The sequence below is a fragment of the Mesorhizobium sp. M0862 genome (assembly GCF_040319795.1).
Lineage (GTDB): Bacteria > Pseudomonadota > Alphaproteobacteria > Rhizobiales > Rhizobiaceae > Mesorhizobium.
The window spans coordinates 107,842-124,434 of the sequence record NZ_JAMYOJ010000018.1 but is presented as its reverse complement, the minus strand read 5'-3'; the positions used below and the strand labels follow the sequence as shown (position 1 = coordinate 124,434).

The window sequence follows — 16,593 nt, the reverse complement described above, 5'->3', positions numbered from 1 at the left end:
TTCAAAGTTGCACATTCCCTAACAGGTTCCGTAGCCATGCCGTCTTTGACATCACGGCAGGGATGCGGAATGTTAAAAGGCGGAAAGCCAACAATGGGAGTTAAGGTATGACAAATTACAAGAGTAATGGCGATCGCGTTCCCGATCACATCCTGGCCATGGCCGAAGAAGCCAAGGCAGGCAAAGTCGATCGCCGCGAGTTCCTCGCCATGGCCAGCGTGTTCGGCGCGTCGACTGCGATGGCCTACGGCATGCTCGGCGTAGCCGTGCCGACCCAAGCCAGGGCCGAAGAGGTGCAGGGCAAGAAGGGCGGCATCCTGAAAGTCGCGCAATGGGTCAAGGATCCCAAGGATCCACGCAAGGCCGACTGGTCGGAAATCGCCAATGCCGAGCGCCAGGCGCTTGAGCCGCTGGTCAAGTACACCAGCGAATACACGTTCCGCCCGTACCTTCTGGAGAGCTGGGAGGTCAACGACGACGCCACCGAGTACACGCTGCATGTTCGCAAGGGTGTGACCTGGTCGAATGGCGATGCCTTCACCGCCGATGACGTCATCTTCAATCTCAAGCGCTGGGCCGACAAGAAGGCCGAGGGCAATTCCATGCCTGGCCGTCTCGGCACGCTGGTCAAGGACGACAAGCTCGACGAAAGCGCCGTGACCAAGGTTGACGACCACACCGTCAAGCTGAAGCTCGGCAAGGCCGACATCGCGCTCATTCCGAACATGTGCGATTATCCCGGTCTCATCGTCCACAAGAGCTTCGACGAGAAGGGCGGCGACTTCAAAGCCTGCCCGATCGGTACCGGTCCGTTCGAGCTCGTCTCCTACGATGTCGGCCAGAAGGTGGTCTACAAGCGCCGCGAGGACAACAAGTGGTGGGACGGCGAGGTGTTCCTCGACGGCATCGAATTCGTCGACTACGGCACCGATCCGGCAGCCATGGTCAGTGCCTTCGAGGCCGGCGAAGTCCATACCAATTTCGAGACCTCGGCCGACTATGTGTCGATCCTCGACGGACTGGACCTGGTCAAGTCCGAAATCGTCACCGCCTCGACCATCGTGTGCCGCACCAACATCAACAACAAGCCTTACGGCGATCAGAAGGTGCGTAACGCGCTGCAGTTGGCGGTCGACAACAATGTCGTTCTGCAGCTTGGCTACGGAAATGCCGGCACGGTGGCTGAAAACCACCATGTCTGCCAAATCCACCCGGAATATTACGAGCTGCCCAAAGTCGCTCGCGATCCGGCCAAGGCCAAGGCGCTGATGGCGGAAGCCGGCCAGGCCGACTTCGAGCATGAGCTGATCACGGTCGACGAAGACTGGCACAAGAATACCGGCGACGCCATCGCCGCGCAGATGCGCGACGCCGGCCTCAAGGTAAAGCGCACGGTGCTGCCGGGCTCGACGTTCTGGAACGATTGGACCAAGTACCCGCTGTCGATGACCAACTGGAACATGCGGCCGCTCGGCGTCCAGGTTCTGGCGATCGGCTATCGCACCGGCGAGGCCTGGAACGAGTCGGCCTATTCCAACCCCGAATGGGATGCCAAGCTCAATGCAGCATTGGCCGTTGCCGATGCGGCCAAGCGCAAGGAGATGATGAAGGACATCGAGCAGATCCTGCAGGATTCCGGCATCATGATCCAGCCATACTGGCGCAAGCTCTACAGCCATTCGGTCAAGGCGGTGCAGAATTACAAGATGCATCCGACCTTCGAGCGCGACTACGGCAAGGTCTGGCTCGACCAGGCGTGATCGGAACGTCAGGGAAGGGGCGCTTCGCTCCTTCCCGTCACGCCTTGCATCGTCCAGAACCGGAAGCCGCCGCAGCAAAAAGTTGCGGACTCTCCTGAAAGACCGTTCAATAAAACTGGGTTGATTGCATCCGAGTGCCGATTTGACGGCCAACTCTGCCGGCAACGGCAAAGCTGGTTTTTCGAACTGGCTCCAACCCCAACCAGACCGGCAGGGGACCGCCATGCTTTCTTTCGTAATCCGGCGTCTCGGCACCATGGCATTGACGATGCTGTGCCTGACGATGATCGTCTTCTTCCTGATCAACCTCGAGCCGAATTTGAAGAAGCTGGCGATCAGCCAGACCGAAATGCACACATCGGCCGAACAGCTCGAAAGCTGGCTGGTCAACCATGGCTACCGGCAGAACTTCTTCGTGCGCTACGGGCAATGGCTGGGCGTCGTCCCGAAGCAACCGGTGACCGATCCGGCGACCGGCAAGCCGACGCAGCGTTTCTCCTTCTGCAACGATCCGCTGGAGCCGAAATTCTCCGGCATCCTGGAAGGTGATTTCGGCTGCTCGACCAAGTTCAAAACCTCCGTTGCGTCAAAGCTCTTCCCCGCACTCGCCGCCACGGGTATCCTGATGCTCTGCGTGCTGTTGGTGATGGTGCCAATTTCGCTGCTGATCGGCATCCTGGCCGGCATGCGCGAGGGCTCGCGAACGGACCGAACGCTGTCCGTCGCCTCGATCGCGTCGACGGCGACGCCCGAATATGTGTCCGGCGTCATCTTCACCGTCATCTTCGCCTCCTGGCTCGGCTGGCTGAACGGTTCGGCCGCCTCGGCAAGCCAGGGCATCACCTTCTACAATTTCACCCTGCCGGTGATGACGCTGGCGATCTACGGCATCGGCTACATCGCCCGCATGACACGCGCCTCGATGGTCGAGGTGATGACGCAGCAATATATCCGCACCGCCCGGCTGAAAGGGCTTTCCTTCGGCAGCGTCGTCGTCAAGCACGCGCTGCGCAATGCGCTGATCGCGCCCTTCACCGTCATCATGCTGCAATTTCCTTGGCTGCTTACCGGCGTCGTCATCGTCGAGGTGATGTTCCGCTACCAGGGCTTTGGCTACACGCTGGTCGAGGCCGCCGGCAACAACGACATCGATCTGCTGCTTGGCTGTTCACTGGTCTCGGTGTTCATCGTGCTGATCACGCAGCTCATCTCGGATGTCGGCTACGCGTTCCTCAATCCGCGTATCAGAGTTCAATAGGGGGCTGGGGCAGATGCAGGTCGAATATATCGGTGCCTTCAATGTCGTGCTCGGCGTGATTGGGCGTTTCTGGCCGGTCTGGTTAGGGCTTGCCCTGGTGATGGGGGTGAGCTTCACCTACAAGAAAAGGCTCGGCCTCTACGGCCAGTTGTTCGATAGCGGCGTCGGCATAGTCGGTGTCGGCATCTGCCTGTTCTGGCTGTTCACGGCAATCTTCGCGTCGACCGTCGCGCCCTTCGATCCGCTCGCCCAGGTCCCGATCATGAAGGATGCGCTGCCGGGCGCGCTCGAGCCGGTATCGAAACTCATCTACTATTTCGGCGGCGACAAGCTCGCCCGCGACGTCTTTTCGCGCATGGTCTATGGCAGCCAGATCGTGCTGATCATCGCGCCGGCGGCGACCGGTTTCGCGCTGATGGTCGGCATCACGCTCGGTCTGCCCGCCGGTTACTATGGCGGCCGGATCGACACCGTGCTGTCGTTCCTAGCCAATCTGGTGCTGGCCTTCCCGGTGATCCTGCTGTTTTACCTGCTGGTGACGCCGGGCATCATGGATACGCCGATCCCCTACGCCATGGCCGGGCTGTTCTTCCTGTTCCCGATCATCTTCTTTTCGGTGCTGTTCTGGACCCGCTACAAGAACCGGCCGGACCGCCTCTATATATTGCTCGGGCTGACGCTGATCATCGGCGGCTGGGTCTATGCCGGCCTGGTGTTCGACGCCGATCCGTTCAAGATCATCCACATCGATCCCAACCAGCTCAACATCTTCGTGGCGGTGGTGTTCGCCTCCAGCCCCGGCGTATTCCGCATCGTGCGCGGCCTGGTGATGGACATCAAGACGCGCGACTATGTGGCGGCGGCGCAGACGCGCGGTGAATCGCCCTGGTACATCATGCTGTGGGAGATCCTGCCCAATGCGCGCGGACCGCTGATCGTCGATGCCTGCCTGCGCATCGGCTACACCACGATCCTGCTCGGCACGCTCGGCTATTTCGGCCTCGGCCTGGCGCCGGAGAGCCCGGATTGGGGCACCGCGATCAAGGACGCCAGCCGCCTGCTGCGCTCCTTCATCCACCCGGCGCTGCCGCCGACGATCGCGCTGATGTCGTTCGTGCTGGGCTTGAACCTGCTTGCCGACTCGCTGCGCGAACAATCGATGAAAGACTGATCTGCGGGTTTCGGCCCGCGAGCATGAAAATAGGATTGGAGCGACCCATGAATGAGGCAGTTCGAAATCCCCCAAAGTCGACCAATGGGCCGATCATCGAGATCGAGAACCTGTCGATCTCCTTCTTCACCCGCAAGGGCGAGATCCCTGCCGTCATGGACTTTTCCTGCACGGTGATGCCGGGGGAAGCCATGGGCATCGTCGGCGAGTCCGGCTGCGGCAAGTCGACCGTGTCGCTCGGTATCATGCGCGACCTCTCCAACATCGGAAAGATCGTCGGCGGCAAGATCAAGTTCCAGGGCAAGGACATGGGCGAGCTGTCCGACGAGGAGTTGCGCTCCATCCGCGGCAACAAGATCGCCATGATCTACCAGGAGCCGATGGCGAGCCTCAATCCGGCGATGAAGGTCGGCCAGCAATTGATGGAAGTGCCGCTGATCCACGACAAGGTGTCGAAGGAAGAGGCTTACAAAAGGGCGCTCGAAATGGTGCGCTCGGTGAGATTGCCCGATCCCGAACGGATGATGCGTTCCTATCCGCACCAGCTGTCCGGCGGCCAGCAGCAGCGCATCGTCATTGCCATGGCGCTGCTGTCGAAACCGGCGCTGCTTCTGCTCGACGAGCCGACGACGGCGCTCGACGTGACGGTGGAGGCCGGCATCGTCGAACTGGTCAAGGGGCTGGGCGAGAAGTTCGGCACGTCGATGATCTTCGTGTCGCACAATCTCGGCCTCATCCTCGAGACCTGCGACCGCATCACGGTGATGTATTCGGGCGAAGCGGTCGAGACCGGCAAGATCAAGGACGTCTTCGACCGGATGCGCCATCCCTATACGCAAGGGCTGTTCCGCTCGATTCCGCTGCCGGGCGCCGACAAGAATTCGCGGCCGCTGATCTCTATCCCCGGCCAGTTGCCGCTGCCGCATGAGCGGCCCAAGGGCTGCAATTTCGGCCCGCGCTGCCACCATTTCGTCGAGGGCGTCTGCAATGCCGCCGAAATCCCGATGATCGAGGTCGCCGGTCACGAAGGGCATTTCTCGCGCTGCGTGCGCTTCAACGAGATCGACTGGGAAGCGCTGCCTCCCGGCGCCAAGAAGGTCAATGAGAAGGTCGTGCCCGGCGCGCCGGTGCTCAAGATCGAGGATTTGAGAAAATACTACAAGGTCGGCGGCAGCGAAGTGTTCGGCTCCAGCGAAGGCCGCGTGGTCAAGGCCAATGAGACGATCTCGTTCATGGCGCGCGAATCCGAGACCGTCGCCATCGTCGGCGAGTCCGGCTGCGGAAAGTCGACACTGGCCAAGGTCCTGCTGGGGCTGGAGACGGCAAGTGCCGGCACAGTGACGCTGGGCAACAAGGAGATCCAGTCGACCGGCATCGAGAAGCGCAGCGTCGAAACGGTGTCGTCGATCCAGATGGTGTTCCAGAACCCGTTCGATACACTCAATCCCAGCCACTCCGTCGGTTCGCAGATCATCCGCACGCTGGAAAAATTCAAAGTCGGCAACAATGTCGCCGAGCGGCGCAAGCGCATGCTGGAGCTGCTCGACCTGGTGAAGCTGCCGCGGGCCTTCGAGACGCGCAAGCCGCGTCAGCTCTCAGGCGGCCAGAAGCAGCGCATCGGCGTGGCGCGTGCCTTTGCCGGCGATGCCAAGGTGGTGGTGGCCGACGAGCCGGTGTCGGCACTCGACGTCTCGGTGCAGGCGGCGGTGACCGAGCTGCTGATGGACATCCAGCGCAAGAACAAGACGACGATGCTGTTCATCAGCCACGATCTGTCCGTCGTGCGCTACATCGCCGACCGCGTCGTCGTCATGTATCTCGGCTACATCGTCGAGCAGGGCACGACCGACCAGATCTTCGCGCCACCCTATCACCCCTACACAGAGGCGCTGCTGTCGGCTATCCCGATCGCCGACACCAGCGTGGTCAAACGGCACATCGTGCTCGAAGGCGATATCCCGTCGGCGATGAACCCGCCGAGCGGCTGCCCGTTCCAGACGCGCTGCGGCTACAAGAAACTGGTGCCGGACAATCTGTGCGAGACCAAGGTGCCGCCGGTGAAGCATCTCGGCGATGGCCATATGAGCCTGTGCTGGCTGTCGGACGATGTGCTGGCGACGATGGAGCCCGTGATCAAGTTCGACAGGGAACACGCAGCGCATGAGGGCGTGCCGGAAGACGCACCGGATGGGATCGGCCCCGGTTTCGCCGGCGAACCGCCGAAGCGCCCGCATGGCAAGAAGCCGAGCTGACCAGCCATAGAGGCAATGCCGCTCGTTGGCGCATTGCCGCAGCGTCGCCATAGCTCAAGGAACGACAGCTACGTTCGCTTGAATATTGCTGTCCATTGCATTATGTGATGCGTGATGTTTGATGCGCGATAGGGAGCATATTGTGAGAACCACACTTGCAATCGATGACGATGTCCTACTTGCGGCCAAGGCCATGGCGCGGCAGCAGGATCGCAGCGTTGGCGATGTCATTTCCGATCTGGCTCGCCGCTCACTGCGCAGGCCACCGACCGGCGGTGAACGCAACGGCATCCCCTTGCTTGCATCGCGGCCCGACGGCCCGATGGTCGATCTCGAAATGGTCAATGCGCTTCGCGACGAATTGGCGTGACCTTCCTGCTCGACGTCAATGTGTTGATTGCGTTGATCGATCCGGCTCACGTCGCGCATGAAGATGCCCATCGGTGGTTCCAATCCACCGGGCATTTATCATGGGCAACATGTCCCATTACCGAGAATGGCGTCATCAGGATTGTAAGCAACCCGAAATACCCCAATTCTCCGGGTTCGCCCGCCGTGGTGGCGCAGATTGTCGGCAAGCTGCATGCCCTTTCAGGACATCAGTTCTGGCCTGACGAGATCAGCCTTGTCGGTTCCAACGACATCGATGCAGCCAGGATCCTCACCCCGGCACAGGTAACGGATAGCTATCTGTTGGGACTCGCCAAGGCGCGTGACGGCCAATTGGCGACGTTTGACCGAAAGCTGTCGACGGCAGCGGTAAAGGGAGGGAGGTCGATCCTCCACCTGATCCCAAGCGAATGAATGGCTGAGTTCCGCTTCGATCGCAAACTGCGTGGCTGCAAGACCGCTTGGCAACGTCAGCTGCCGCATTGCTGCAGCTGTTCGGCATAGTCGCGGGCCATCTTTTCGGTCGCCCTGGCATAGCCCTGCACGCCGGCATCGCCACGGTTGCCGCGGCCGTAGGCGGTCCAGCCGAGATAGTAGGCGAGATAGAGATTGTAGGTGTCGTTGCGGGCGACGCCGAACGTGTCTGATGTCTTGGAATGATACCAGCCGACGAAATCGACGGCATCGGCAAACTTGGTCCGCCGCGCCGCCCAGCTGCCGGTTTCGCTCTGATATTGCGACCAGGTGCCGTCGAGCGCCTGCGAGAAACCGGTGGCCGACGAGACATGTTTCCACGGAATGAAGCCGAGCAGTTTGGTACGCGGCGGCCTGGCATTGCTCTTGAAACCGGATTCCTTGCGCACCGTCGCCATCAGCACGGGGACAGGGACGCCGTATTTCTGCGAGGCGCGCTCGGCGGCCGACTGCCAGTTGTCGAACCAGCCGTCGTTCTGGTCGAAGACGGCGCAGACATTGTTGATATGGTTGGGCGGCGTCGCGCAGGCCGGCAAAGCCAGCAGCACGCCAACCGCTACAATTTTACTCAAACTCGAACTACGCATTGGAAAACGAATAGGCCGAAATCATAAAGGGAATCTTGCGGTGTTTCTTAACGGCTTGCCGGCTTGGCTGCGCTCGGTGGGCCTGTATCATTATTCCGACCTTTCGCGTCGCCTTTATCTCCATCAGAATTCAAAAATGCCGCCTTGGATAAAATCACGCCCGCGAAGGGCGGATTTCTGACAGCGATATCCGGATGCCGGCGCTCTGATGCCAGGCATGAATGAACCAAGACGAAAGCGCGGCGCGGAGCGAACCAGCAACCGGGGGCCCGCCGCCATCCCGCAACTTCCACTGCGGCGGGTGACCAATCCCTATCCGCCGATGGCGATGCTCTCAGTCGACCAGGTCGAAGCGATCCACCAGGCGTCGATGCACATTCTGGAAAATTTCGGCATCGAGGTGATGTCTCAGCGGGCGCTGGCGCTGTTCGAGAAGGCGGGCGCAAAAGTCGACCATGCGACCGCGAATGTCCGCATCGACCGGGGCCTTGTCGCCGAGGCGCTGAAGACCACGCAGTCCAGCTATCGGCTGACGCCGCGCAACCCCGCCAACACCATTCATCTCGGCGGCAACACGATCAATTTCACCCTCGTCGCCGGGCCGCCCAATGTGCACGACATGGAGCGCGGCCGGCGCGCTGGAAACTTGCACGACTATGCCGATCTGACCCGGCTGGCGCAGCATTTCAACTGCATCCACATGCTCGGCAACCAGGTCTGCGCGCCGGTGGAACTGCCGGCCAACACCAGGCACATGGATACCTATTTCACCAACCTGACGCTGACCGACAAATCGTTCCATGTCTCGGCGATCGGACGAGGCCGGGCGCTGGACGGCATCGAGATGATGGCAATCGCGCGCGGGCTGACGCTGGACGAGATGCGCGATGATCCCGGCATTGCCACCATCATCTCGGTCAACTCGCCGCGGCGTTTCGACGAGATGATGGCCGAAGGGCTGATGACCATGGCTGAGTTCGGCCAGTCGGTGGCGGTGACGCCGTTCACGCTGATGGGCGCGATGAGCCCGGTGACGCTCGCCGGCGCCCTGGCGCAGCAGAATGCCGAGGCGCTGTTCGGCGTGGTGCTGACGCAACTGGTGCGCCCCGGCGCGCCGGTGATGTACGGCGCCTTCACCTCCAACGTCGACATGAAGTCGGGCGCGCCGGCCTTCGGAACGCCGGAGAACACCAAGGCCAACATCGCCTCGGGGCAATTGGCGCGGCGCTACAATCTGCCCTACCGCACGACACCGGGGTCGGCATCGAATGCGGCGGACGCGCAAGGCGCCTACGAGACGCTGATGGCGCTGTGGGGCGCTGTGCTCGGCCACGGCAACCTCGTCTATCATGCCGCCGGCTGGCAGGAGGGCGGGCTGACGGCATCGTTCGAAAAGCTCATCATTGATGTCGAGATGATCCAGCACATGATGGAGTTCTTGCGCCCGATCGTCGTCGACGAGGCGGAGCTTGCGGTCGAGGCGCTGGGCGCGGTGCCGACCGGCGGCCATTTCTTCGGCGAACCGCACACGCTGGAACGCTATGCCACCGCCTTCTACCAGCCGATACTGTCCAACTGGCAGAATTACGAGGCATGGCAGGAGGCCGGCGGCCTCGACACGACGGCGCGCGCGACCCGGCTGTGGAAGAAGGCGCTGGAAGACTATGTCGAGCCGGTGATGGATATCGCCGTGCGCGAGGCGCTGGAGGCGTATGTGGCCAGGCGCAAGGAAGCGATCGGGCAGGGCGAGCCGTGACTTTTTCAGCGTCGGCGCGCGGCGCTGCCTTTCTGATTCACCTTATCTCCTCAACTCATTGATAACAGAGCAAAACTCATGAAATCGCATGCAAAGGTCGTGGTCATTGGCGGTGGCGTCGTCGGGTGCTCCGTGCTGTTCCATCTGGCGCGTCATGGCTGGACCGATGTCGTGCTTTTGGAGCGCGACGAGCTGACCTCCGGCTCGACCTGGCATGCGGCCGGCGGCATGCACACGATCAATGGCGACCCCAACGTCGCCAAGCTGCAGAAATACACGATCTCGCTCTACAAGGAGATCGAGGAGCTGTCGGGACAGGCGACCGGCGTACATCTGACCGGCGGCGTGCTTCTGGCGGCAACCGAGGCGCGGCTCGACTGGCTGCGCGGCGTCGTCGCCAAGGGGCGTTACCTCGGCATCGACCTCGAGGAGATATCGGCCAATGAAGCGGCCGAGCTGATGCCGCTGCTCGACCCGAAACAATTCGTCGGCGCCGTCCGCAACAAGGAGGACGGCCATCTCGATCCCTCCGGCGTGACGCATGCCTATGCCAAGGCCGCGCGGAAACTGGGCGCCGAGGTCGAGCGCTTCACCAAGGTCGAGGACATTGTGCGCCGGCCCGACGGCATGTGGCGCGTCATCACCAACAAGGGCGAAGTGGTGGCCGAGCATGTCGTCAATGCCGGCGGGTTATGGGCGCGCGAGGTCGGCCGCATGGTCGGGCTGGAGCTGCCGGTGCTGGCAATGGAGCACATGTACCTGATCACCGAGGATATGCCCGAGGTGGCGGCGTGGAACGCCAAGACGGGGACCGAGATCATCCATGCCGTCGATTTCGATGGTGAGCTGTACCTGCGCCAGGAGCGCGGCGGCATGCTGATGGGCACGTACGAGAAGGCCAATAAGGTCTGGTCCGAATTCCAGACGCCGTGGAATTTCGGTCATGAATTGCTGGAGCCGGACATCGACCGCATCGCGCCGTCGCTCGAAGTCGGCTTCCGCCATTTCCCGGCCTTCGAGAGGACCGGCATCAAGCAGATCATCAACGGGCCCTTCACCTTCGCGCCGGACGGCAATCCGCTGGTTGGGCCGGTGCGTGGCCTTCCCGGCTTCTGGGTCGCCTGCGGCGTCATGGCGGGCTTTTCACAAGGCGGCGGCGTCGGCCTGGCGCTGTCCAACTGGATGATCGAGGGCGATCCCGGCGCCGACATCTGGGCGATGGATGTCGCGCGCTACGGCGACTGGGCGACGATGGCCTACACCAATGCCAAGGTGCGCGAGAACTATTCGCGCCGCTTCTCGATCCGTTTCCCCAATGAGGAGCTGCCCGCCGGGCGGCAGCTGAAGACGACGCCGATCTATGATCTGCTGTCGGCCAAGGGCGCGCAATGGGGCGTGTCCTATGGGCTGGAAGTGCCGCTCTGGTTTGCGCCCGAGGGTGTCAAGGACGAGTTCTCGTGGCGGCGGTCCAGCGATTTCACCCATGTCGCCAATGAGGTCGCGACTGTTCGTGAGAGCGTCGGCCTGGCGGAGATTTCGAACTTCGCCAAATACAAGGTGACGGGAGGAGGGGCGGCCGCTTGGCTCGACCGGGTCTTTGCCTGCAAGTTGCCCAAGCCAGGCCGCATGACGCTGGCGCCGATGCTGAAGGATGACGGCAAGCTCATCGGCGATTTCACGCTGGCCAATATCGGTGCCACCAATTCCAACGGGACCGAGTGGTTCATCGCCGGCTCCGGTATCGCCGAGCAGTATCATATGCGCTGGTTCGAGGCGCATTTACCTGCGGATAGCTCAGTGCGCATGGAGGCGCTGGGGCAGAAACTGACCGGTCTGGCGATCGCCGGACCCAAGGCGAGGGAGGTGCTGGCGAAGGTCAGCCGCGCGGATGTCGCCAACACCGCATTCCCCTTCATGGCGGTCGCGAAAATGGACATCGGCACGGCGCCATGCCTGGTCGGCCGCGTCAGCTACACCGGCGATCTCGGCTACGAGATCTGGGTGGCGCCGGAATATCAGCGCGCTGCCTTCCAGGCGTTGATGGCGGCAGGCGAGGAATTCGGCCTCGGCCTGTTCGGCTCGCGCGCGCTCAATGCGCTGCGGCTGGAGAAAAACTACGGCTCATGGGCGCGCGAATACCGGCCGATCTACGGGCCGCTGGAGGCCGGGCTCGACCGTTTCGTCGCCTATGGCAAGGATGCCGATTTCGTCGGCAAGGCCGGCGCTCTTGCCGAGCGCAAGCAGGGCGGCAAGCTCAGGCTGCGCACATTTATCCTCGATGCCGACGATGCCGATGTCATCGGCGACGAGCCGATCTGGTACGATGGCGCGGTGCGCGGCTGGGTGACGTCGGGCGGCTATGCGCATCACTCGAAGAAATCCGTCGCCATCGGCTATGTGCCGAAGGAGATCGCAGACAAGAGCGACGGCTTCGAAATCGAACTTTTGGGCAAGCGCCACGCGGCGCGCGTTCAGGCAGCGCCGCTCTTTGACGCGAACTTCGAGCGAATGCGCGCCTGAAGCGCTTCGGCTTCGCCGAGGCGCTTCAGATTCCTTTGTGCATGTCGTTATCCCAAAACCGCTGCGCACCTTTGGGCGACATGCATTGCGCGTCAGACGTTGCGGCGGTTGTCGAGCGCGAAGGCGCCGGCGCCGGCAAACACCAGATAGAGGAAGATGAAGCAGAAGGAGATTGCCGCGTCGCCGCTGTTGTTGACCGGGAAGAAGTCGCGCGGGTAGTGCGCCATGAAATAGGCGATGGCCATCTCGCCGGCCAGAAGGAACGCGACCGGGCGGGTCAACAGACCGAGCGCCAGCAGGATGCCACCGGCGAATTCCAGGATGCCTGCCGTCGCCGTCAGGCCGCTAAGAGCGTGAGGCTCGGCGCTGACCGGAAAATTGAACAGTTTCTGCGAGCCATGCTCGAGGAACTGCAGGGCCGTGATGATGCGCAGGACGCCGAGTGCCTGCGGCTGAAATCTGGCGAGACCGTCAAAAAGCTTCATCTAAACTCCATTTTTCCAACCATGTGGCCCGGCCATAAATCATCACCCGGCGCTGGACCATTCACTTCCCATGGCCTGTCATCAACAATCGGTGATTGCAATTATTTCCAGTCTGACTTCGAAATTTGCTCTCGTTATGGTTGCATACATCTCGTTAAGGTTGTATATTTGCGAGTAGACACTCCAAACCAGACGGGTTCCTTCGCCATGAAAAAAGTCGCCATCAGCCTGTTCGCAATCCTCGCAAGCACCAGTTTCGCCGTGGCCGCTGATGCTGGCTGCGATGCCTTCAAATGGCCGGTAACACGCGAGCAGGAACTGTTTCCGGCAGCGCCCGCCGCGCAGTCCGGTGCCTCTCTTGCTTTCGGCGAAGCCGCGGATATGGCGCTGGAGCCGGTCGATGCGGTCAGCTTCATGGTCTCACCGCAACGCGCGCCGGCAGCCGGCACGTTCGGCGCGACGGCAAACGTGGCCGTGCCAACGGAAGGAGAGCTCCAGATCAGCCTGTCCGATGAGGCCTGGGTCGACGTCATTCAGGATGGCCAGGCCGTGAAATCAGCCGGTTTCAGCGGCGTGAAGACCTGCCTCGGCGTCCGCAAGAGCCTGCGCTTCAAGCTGACGCCTGGCGCAGCCACGATCCAGCTCAGCGGCGCCAGGAAAGAGAACCTCAAGGTTGCGGTGCTGGCGCCAGAGTGACCGCGCCCCGACGCGCCTCTCATCGGGGCGGCGCGATGAGAGCAGTTCCGTGCAGGCGAGTACCGGAGGGGATCAGCGGCCCGGCGCGATCAGCGCGAAATAAGCGCCTTGCGGATCGGTGAACTGGGCAATCCATTGGCCGGTCGGCACCGGCATCGGACCCATGACGATCTTGCCGCCATTGTCGGTGACGCGTTTGGCGGCTGCGTCGATGGCATCGACATTGAAGTAGAACAGCCACACCGGCACCGGCAGCTGTTGTGGCTTGTTCATGATGCCGCCGCCGGATTCAGGGCCGGCCGAGAAGGTCTGATAGATGCCCATCTCGCCGATGTCCATGCTACCGGCATCGGTCCAGCCGAACTGGCTGGAGTAGAAATCGAAGGCCTTCTGGCGGTCGGACGCATAAAGCTCGTGCCAGCCGACATGGCCCGGCGTCGTTGCCGGAAGGACGGGCTGGTCGGGGCCATTGGGCTGCAGGAACATGAAGGCGGCGCCTTGCGGGTCGGCGACGACGGAGAAGCGGCCGACGCCGGGAATGTCGTCGGGTTCGCGGTGAACAGCCCCGCCGGCGGCTTTCAGTGCCTCGGTCGAGGCATCGGTATCGCTGGTGTGGATATAGCCGAACCAGGCCGGCTTCAGACCCGTCCTGGCTGCTTCCTCGGGCAGGGTCATCAGCCCGCCGACGCCACGCTCGGCGGAGTTCACCACGATATAGCGCGGCATGCCGGGCGCCTTGTCGAAGGGCTCGGCCCGCCAGCCGACCACGGTGGTGTAGAACGCTTGCGCCGCATCGAGGTCGCTGGTCATCAACTCGTACCAGAAGAAGGGCATTGGGGATCTCGGCATTCTCGGTCTCCTCACCTATGCATAGATCGTCGTCCGATCCATCAAAGGACGTTTTCAGCGACGCGAATCCGACAGCGAACCGGAGAAAATTCAACGGCTGCGTTGACACATCGTTCCGCACTTCGCCCCACCGACGCCTTGCACGTGCGGCGGTTTTCGACTTTCCTTGGGCAAACGAGGGGTAGTCGTTTCATGCGCCTTATGTCGCTCACGCCTGAGCTTGTGTCACTGTGTCATCGCGAAGAGGTCGATCCCGGACCCGACTGCAGTTGGACGCAGCTGAACGATGAGGATTTTCGCACGCTTGCCTTACGGCTCTCCGACGAAGCCGATGCGGGGCCGTTATGGGTGTTCGCCTATGGCTCGCTGATCTGGAAGCCGGCTTTCGAGTCCGTCGAACGCCAGCGCGCCACTGCGTTTGGCTGGCATCGCTCCTTCTGCCTCGACATGGTGCGCTGGCGCGGCAGCGTCGCGCAGCCGGGGCTGATGATGGCGCTCGAACGCGGCGGCCGATGCGACGGCGTCATCTACCGCCTGCCCGACGGCGACAAGCCGCAGCAGATCGAAAGATTGTTGCGGCGCGAGATCGACGACCATGAGAGTGTCAGCTCGGTCCGGTGGGTTCCCGTGCGCACGGAGCAGGGCCGGATACGGGCGCTCGGCTTCTGGGTCGGGGTGACGGGCAGGGGAACCTCGCTTGGGCAGCCGCTAGATCGGGTGGCGCGGGTGTTGGCGCGGGCCTGCGGCCATGTCGGCTCGGGTGCGGAATATCTCTACAACACCGTCAGCCACCTCGAGGAATTCGGCATCCGCGACCGCAATCTGTGGCGGCTGCAGCAACTGGTTGCCGACGAGATCAGGTCGATTCATGGCGGCGCTACGAGCACTGGCTTTTCGCCCGTGACATAGGCCATAACATGAGTGGTCCGATCATATTATCAGCTAGGCTTTTCAGTGGCTTGCGGCGAAAATTGACCAATTGATAAAAAAATAAAACGTGCTAGCCTTCCCCAAAACGAAAACATGGGGAACTGACGATGCCAGAAGGCCAGTTCAAGGACGGCATTGCCGGCGGCCGGCTTGCCGCCGACCAGTACGCCGAGAATTTTTCCGACCTGCATCCGCCGCTCGATCACCACGAAGCGCTGGTCGAATCCGACCGCTGCTATTTCTGCTACGATGCGCCGTGCATGAACGCGTGCCCGACCTCGATCGACATTCCGCTGTTCATCCGCCAAATATCGACCGGCAACCCGATCGGTTCGGCCAAGACGATTTTCGACCAGAACATATTGGGTGGCATGTGCGCCCGCGTCTGCCCGACCGAGACGCTTTGCGAAGAGGTCTGCGTGCGCGAGGTGGCGGAAGGCAAGCCGGTGCAGATCGGCCGCCTGCAGCGATATGCCACCGATGTCGCGATGGCCGAGCACAAGCAGTTTTATTCGCGCGCTGAATCGACCGGCAAGTCGGTCGCCGTGGTCGGCGCCGGTCCGGCCGGTCTAGCCGCGGCGCACCGGCTCGCCCGCCATGGCCACGAGGTGACCATACTGGAAGCCCGCCTGAAGGCCGGCGGCCTCAACGAATACGGCATCGCCGCCTACAAGAGCATCGACAATTTCGCCCAGGCCGAGGTCGACTATGTCACGGGGATCGGCGGCATCGATATCCAGAACGGCAGGGCGCTCGGCCGCGACTACCGGCTGTCGGACCTGATCCGGAATTACGATGCCGTCTTCCTCGGCATGGGGCTTGGCGGCGTCAATGCGCTGCGCGCCGATGGCGAGGAGGCCGGTGGCGTCGTCAATGCAGTCGAATTCATCGCCGAACTGCGCCAGGCCAGCGATCTCGCGAGCCTGCCGGTTGGCCGGCGCGTCGTCGTCATCGGCGGCGGCATGACGGCGATCGACGCCGCCGTGCAGTCGAAGCTGCTCGGCGCCGAGGAGGTGACGATCTGCTACCGGCGCGGCCAGGAACACATGAACGCTTCCGAGTTCGAGCAGGATCTGGCAGCCGCCAACGGCGTCACCATCCGCCACTGGCTGCAGCCGAAGCGGGTCATTGTCGAAGGTGGCAAAGTGTCGGGGATCGAGCTCGAATACACCGCGATGAACGGCGACAGTCTTGTCGGCACCGGCGAGCGGCTGACGCTGACCGCCGACCAGGTGTTCAAGGCAATCGGCCAGAGCTTTGTGCCGGCGGCACTTAACGGCAGCGGTGCTGCGATCGAACTCGAGGCCGGCCGCATCAAGGTCGATGCGGAAGGGCGCACCTCGCTCGCCAATGTCTGGGCGGGCGGCGACTGCATTTTTGGCGGTGACGATTTGACGGTTTCGGCCGTGGCGCAAGGCCGCGATGCGGCGGAGAGCATCAACCGGAGTCTGACACAGGGATAGAG

14 protein-coding genes are annotated in these 16,593 nt (G+C 62.2%); 11 read left to right on the top strand and 3 right to left on the bottom strand.

What is annotated here, in order from left to right:
- Positions 1–107 precede the first annotated feature (107 nt).
- The 6 genes from NKI15_RS24195 (at position 108) to NKI15_RS24170 (ending at position 7,245) form a co-directional block, all read left to right on the top strand.
- Positions 108–1,760 (top strand): ABC transporter substrate-binding protein, encoded by a 1,653-nt coding sequence (locus tag NKI15_RS24195; RefSeq protein ID WP_023668187.1) that lies wholly within the window; start codon positions 108–110, stop codon positions 1,758–1,760.
- Between the two features lie 223 nt (positions 1,761–1,983).
- A complete protein-coding gene (locus tag NKI15_RS24190) occupies positions 1,984–3,018 on the top strand; it encodes an ABC transporter permease (RefSeq protein ID WP_023668188.1) in 1,035 nt (344 codons plus the stop codon).
- A gap of 13 nt (positions 3,019–3,031) precedes the next feature.
- Positions 3,032–4,189, top strand: a complete 1,158-nt coding sequence (locus NKI15_RS24185) for an ABC transporter permease (protein WP_023690814.1) — start codon at positions 3,032–3,034, stop codon at positions 4,187–4,189.
- Between the two features lie 47 nt (positions 4,190–4,236).
- Entirely contained in the window at positions 4,237–6,441 is a 2,205-nt protein-coding gene (locus NKI15_RS24180; RefSeq protein ID WP_023707712.1) for a dipeptide ABC transporter ATP-binding protein, read from the top strand.
- 142 nt (positions 6,442–6,583) lie between these two features.
- Positions 6,584–6,811 (top strand): hypothetical protein, encoded by a 228-nt coding sequence (locus tag NKI15_RS24175; protein ID WP_023707713.1) that lies wholly within the window; start codon positions 6,584–6,586, stop codon positions 6,809–6,811.
- Positions 6,808–7,245, top strand: coding sequence for a TA system VapC family ribonuclease toxin (locus NKI15_RS24170; protein ID WP_023682204.1), 438 nt, complete (start codon positions 6,808–6,810; stop codon positions 7,243–7,245). The genes NKI15_RS24175 and NKI15_RS24170 overlap by 4 nt, the downstream gene beginning before the upstream one ends.
- 56 nt (positions 7,246–7,301) lie before the next feature.
- Here the strand turns inward: NKI15_RS24170 and NKI15_RS24165 are convergent, their stop codons facing one another.
- Positions 7,302–7,892 carry a transglycosylase SLT domain-containing protein gene (locus tag NKI15_RS24165; protein ID WP_023707714.1) on the bottom strand — a complete coding sequence of 197 codons (591 nt, stop codon included), beginning with the start codon at positions 7,890–7,892 and terminating at the stop codon, positions 7,302–7,304.
- Between the two features lie 217 nt (positions 7,893–8,109).
- On the opposite strand from NKI15_RS24165, the gene NKI15_RS24160 reads away from it, so the two are divergent.
- Positions 8,110–9,648: a trimethylamine methyltransferase family protein gene (locus NKI15_RS24160; RefSeq protein ID WP_023707716.1), complete on the top strand. Its 1,539-nt coding sequence runs from the start codon at positions 8,110–8,112 to the stop codon at positions 9,646–9,648.
- A gap of 78 nt (positions 9,649–9,726) precedes the next feature.
- The gene (locus tag NKI15_RS24155) at positions 9,727–12,168 is read left to right on the top strand and encodes a GcvT family protein (RefSeq protein ID WP_023741732.1); all 2,442 of its coding nucleotides are present in this window, start codon (positions 9,727–9,729) and stop codon (positions 12,166–12,168) included.
- Positions 12,169–12,260: 92 nt separating this feature from the next.
- Here NKI15_RS24155 and NKI15_RS24150 read toward each other — a convergent pair whose 3' ends face one another.
- On the bottom strand, positions 12,261–12,653 hold the full coding sequence (locus tag NKI15_RS24150; RefSeq protein ID WP_023687981.1) for a DoxX family protein: 393 nt from the start codon (positions 12,651–12,653) through the stop codon (positions 12,261–12,263).
- 207 nt (positions 12,654–12,860) lie between these two features.
- Here NKI15_RS24150 and NKI15_RS24145 point away from each other — a divergent pair, with 207 nt between their 5' ends.
- On the top strand, positions 12,861–13,349 hold the full coding sequence (locus NKI15_RS24145) for a hypothetical protein (RefSeq protein WP_023753560.1): 489 nt from the start codon (positions 12,861–12,863) through the stop codon (positions 13,347–13,349).
- Between the two features lie 72 nt (positions 13,350–13,421).
- Here NKI15_RS24145 and NKI15_RS24140 read toward each other — a convergent pair whose 3' ends face one another.
- On the bottom strand, positions 13,422–14,198 hold the full coding sequence (locus NKI15_RS24140) for a VOC family protein (protein WP_023705592.1): 777 nt from the start codon (positions 14,196–14,198) through the stop codon (positions 13,422–13,424).
- Between the two features lie 192 nt (positions 14,199–14,390).
- Here NKI15_RS24140 and NKI15_RS24135 point away from each other — a divergent pair, with 192 nt between their 5' ends.
- Both NKI15_RS24135 and NKI15_RS24130 read left to right on the top strand, forming a co-directional pair.
- Positions 14,391–15,107 (top strand): gamma-glutamylcyclotransferase, encoded by a 717-nt coding sequence (locus NKI15_RS24135; protein WP_023705591.1) that lies wholly within the window; start codon positions 14,391–14,393, stop codon positions 15,105–15,107.
- Between the two features lie 128 nt (positions 15,108–15,235).
- Positions 15,236–16,591: an NAD(P)-dependent oxidoreductase gene (locus tag NKI15_RS24130; protein WP_023705590.1), complete on the top strand. Its 1,356-nt coding sequence runs from the start codon at positions 15,236–15,238 to the stop codon at positions 16,589–16,591.
- The last annotated feature ends 2 nt before the right edge of the window (positions 16,592–16,593 follow it).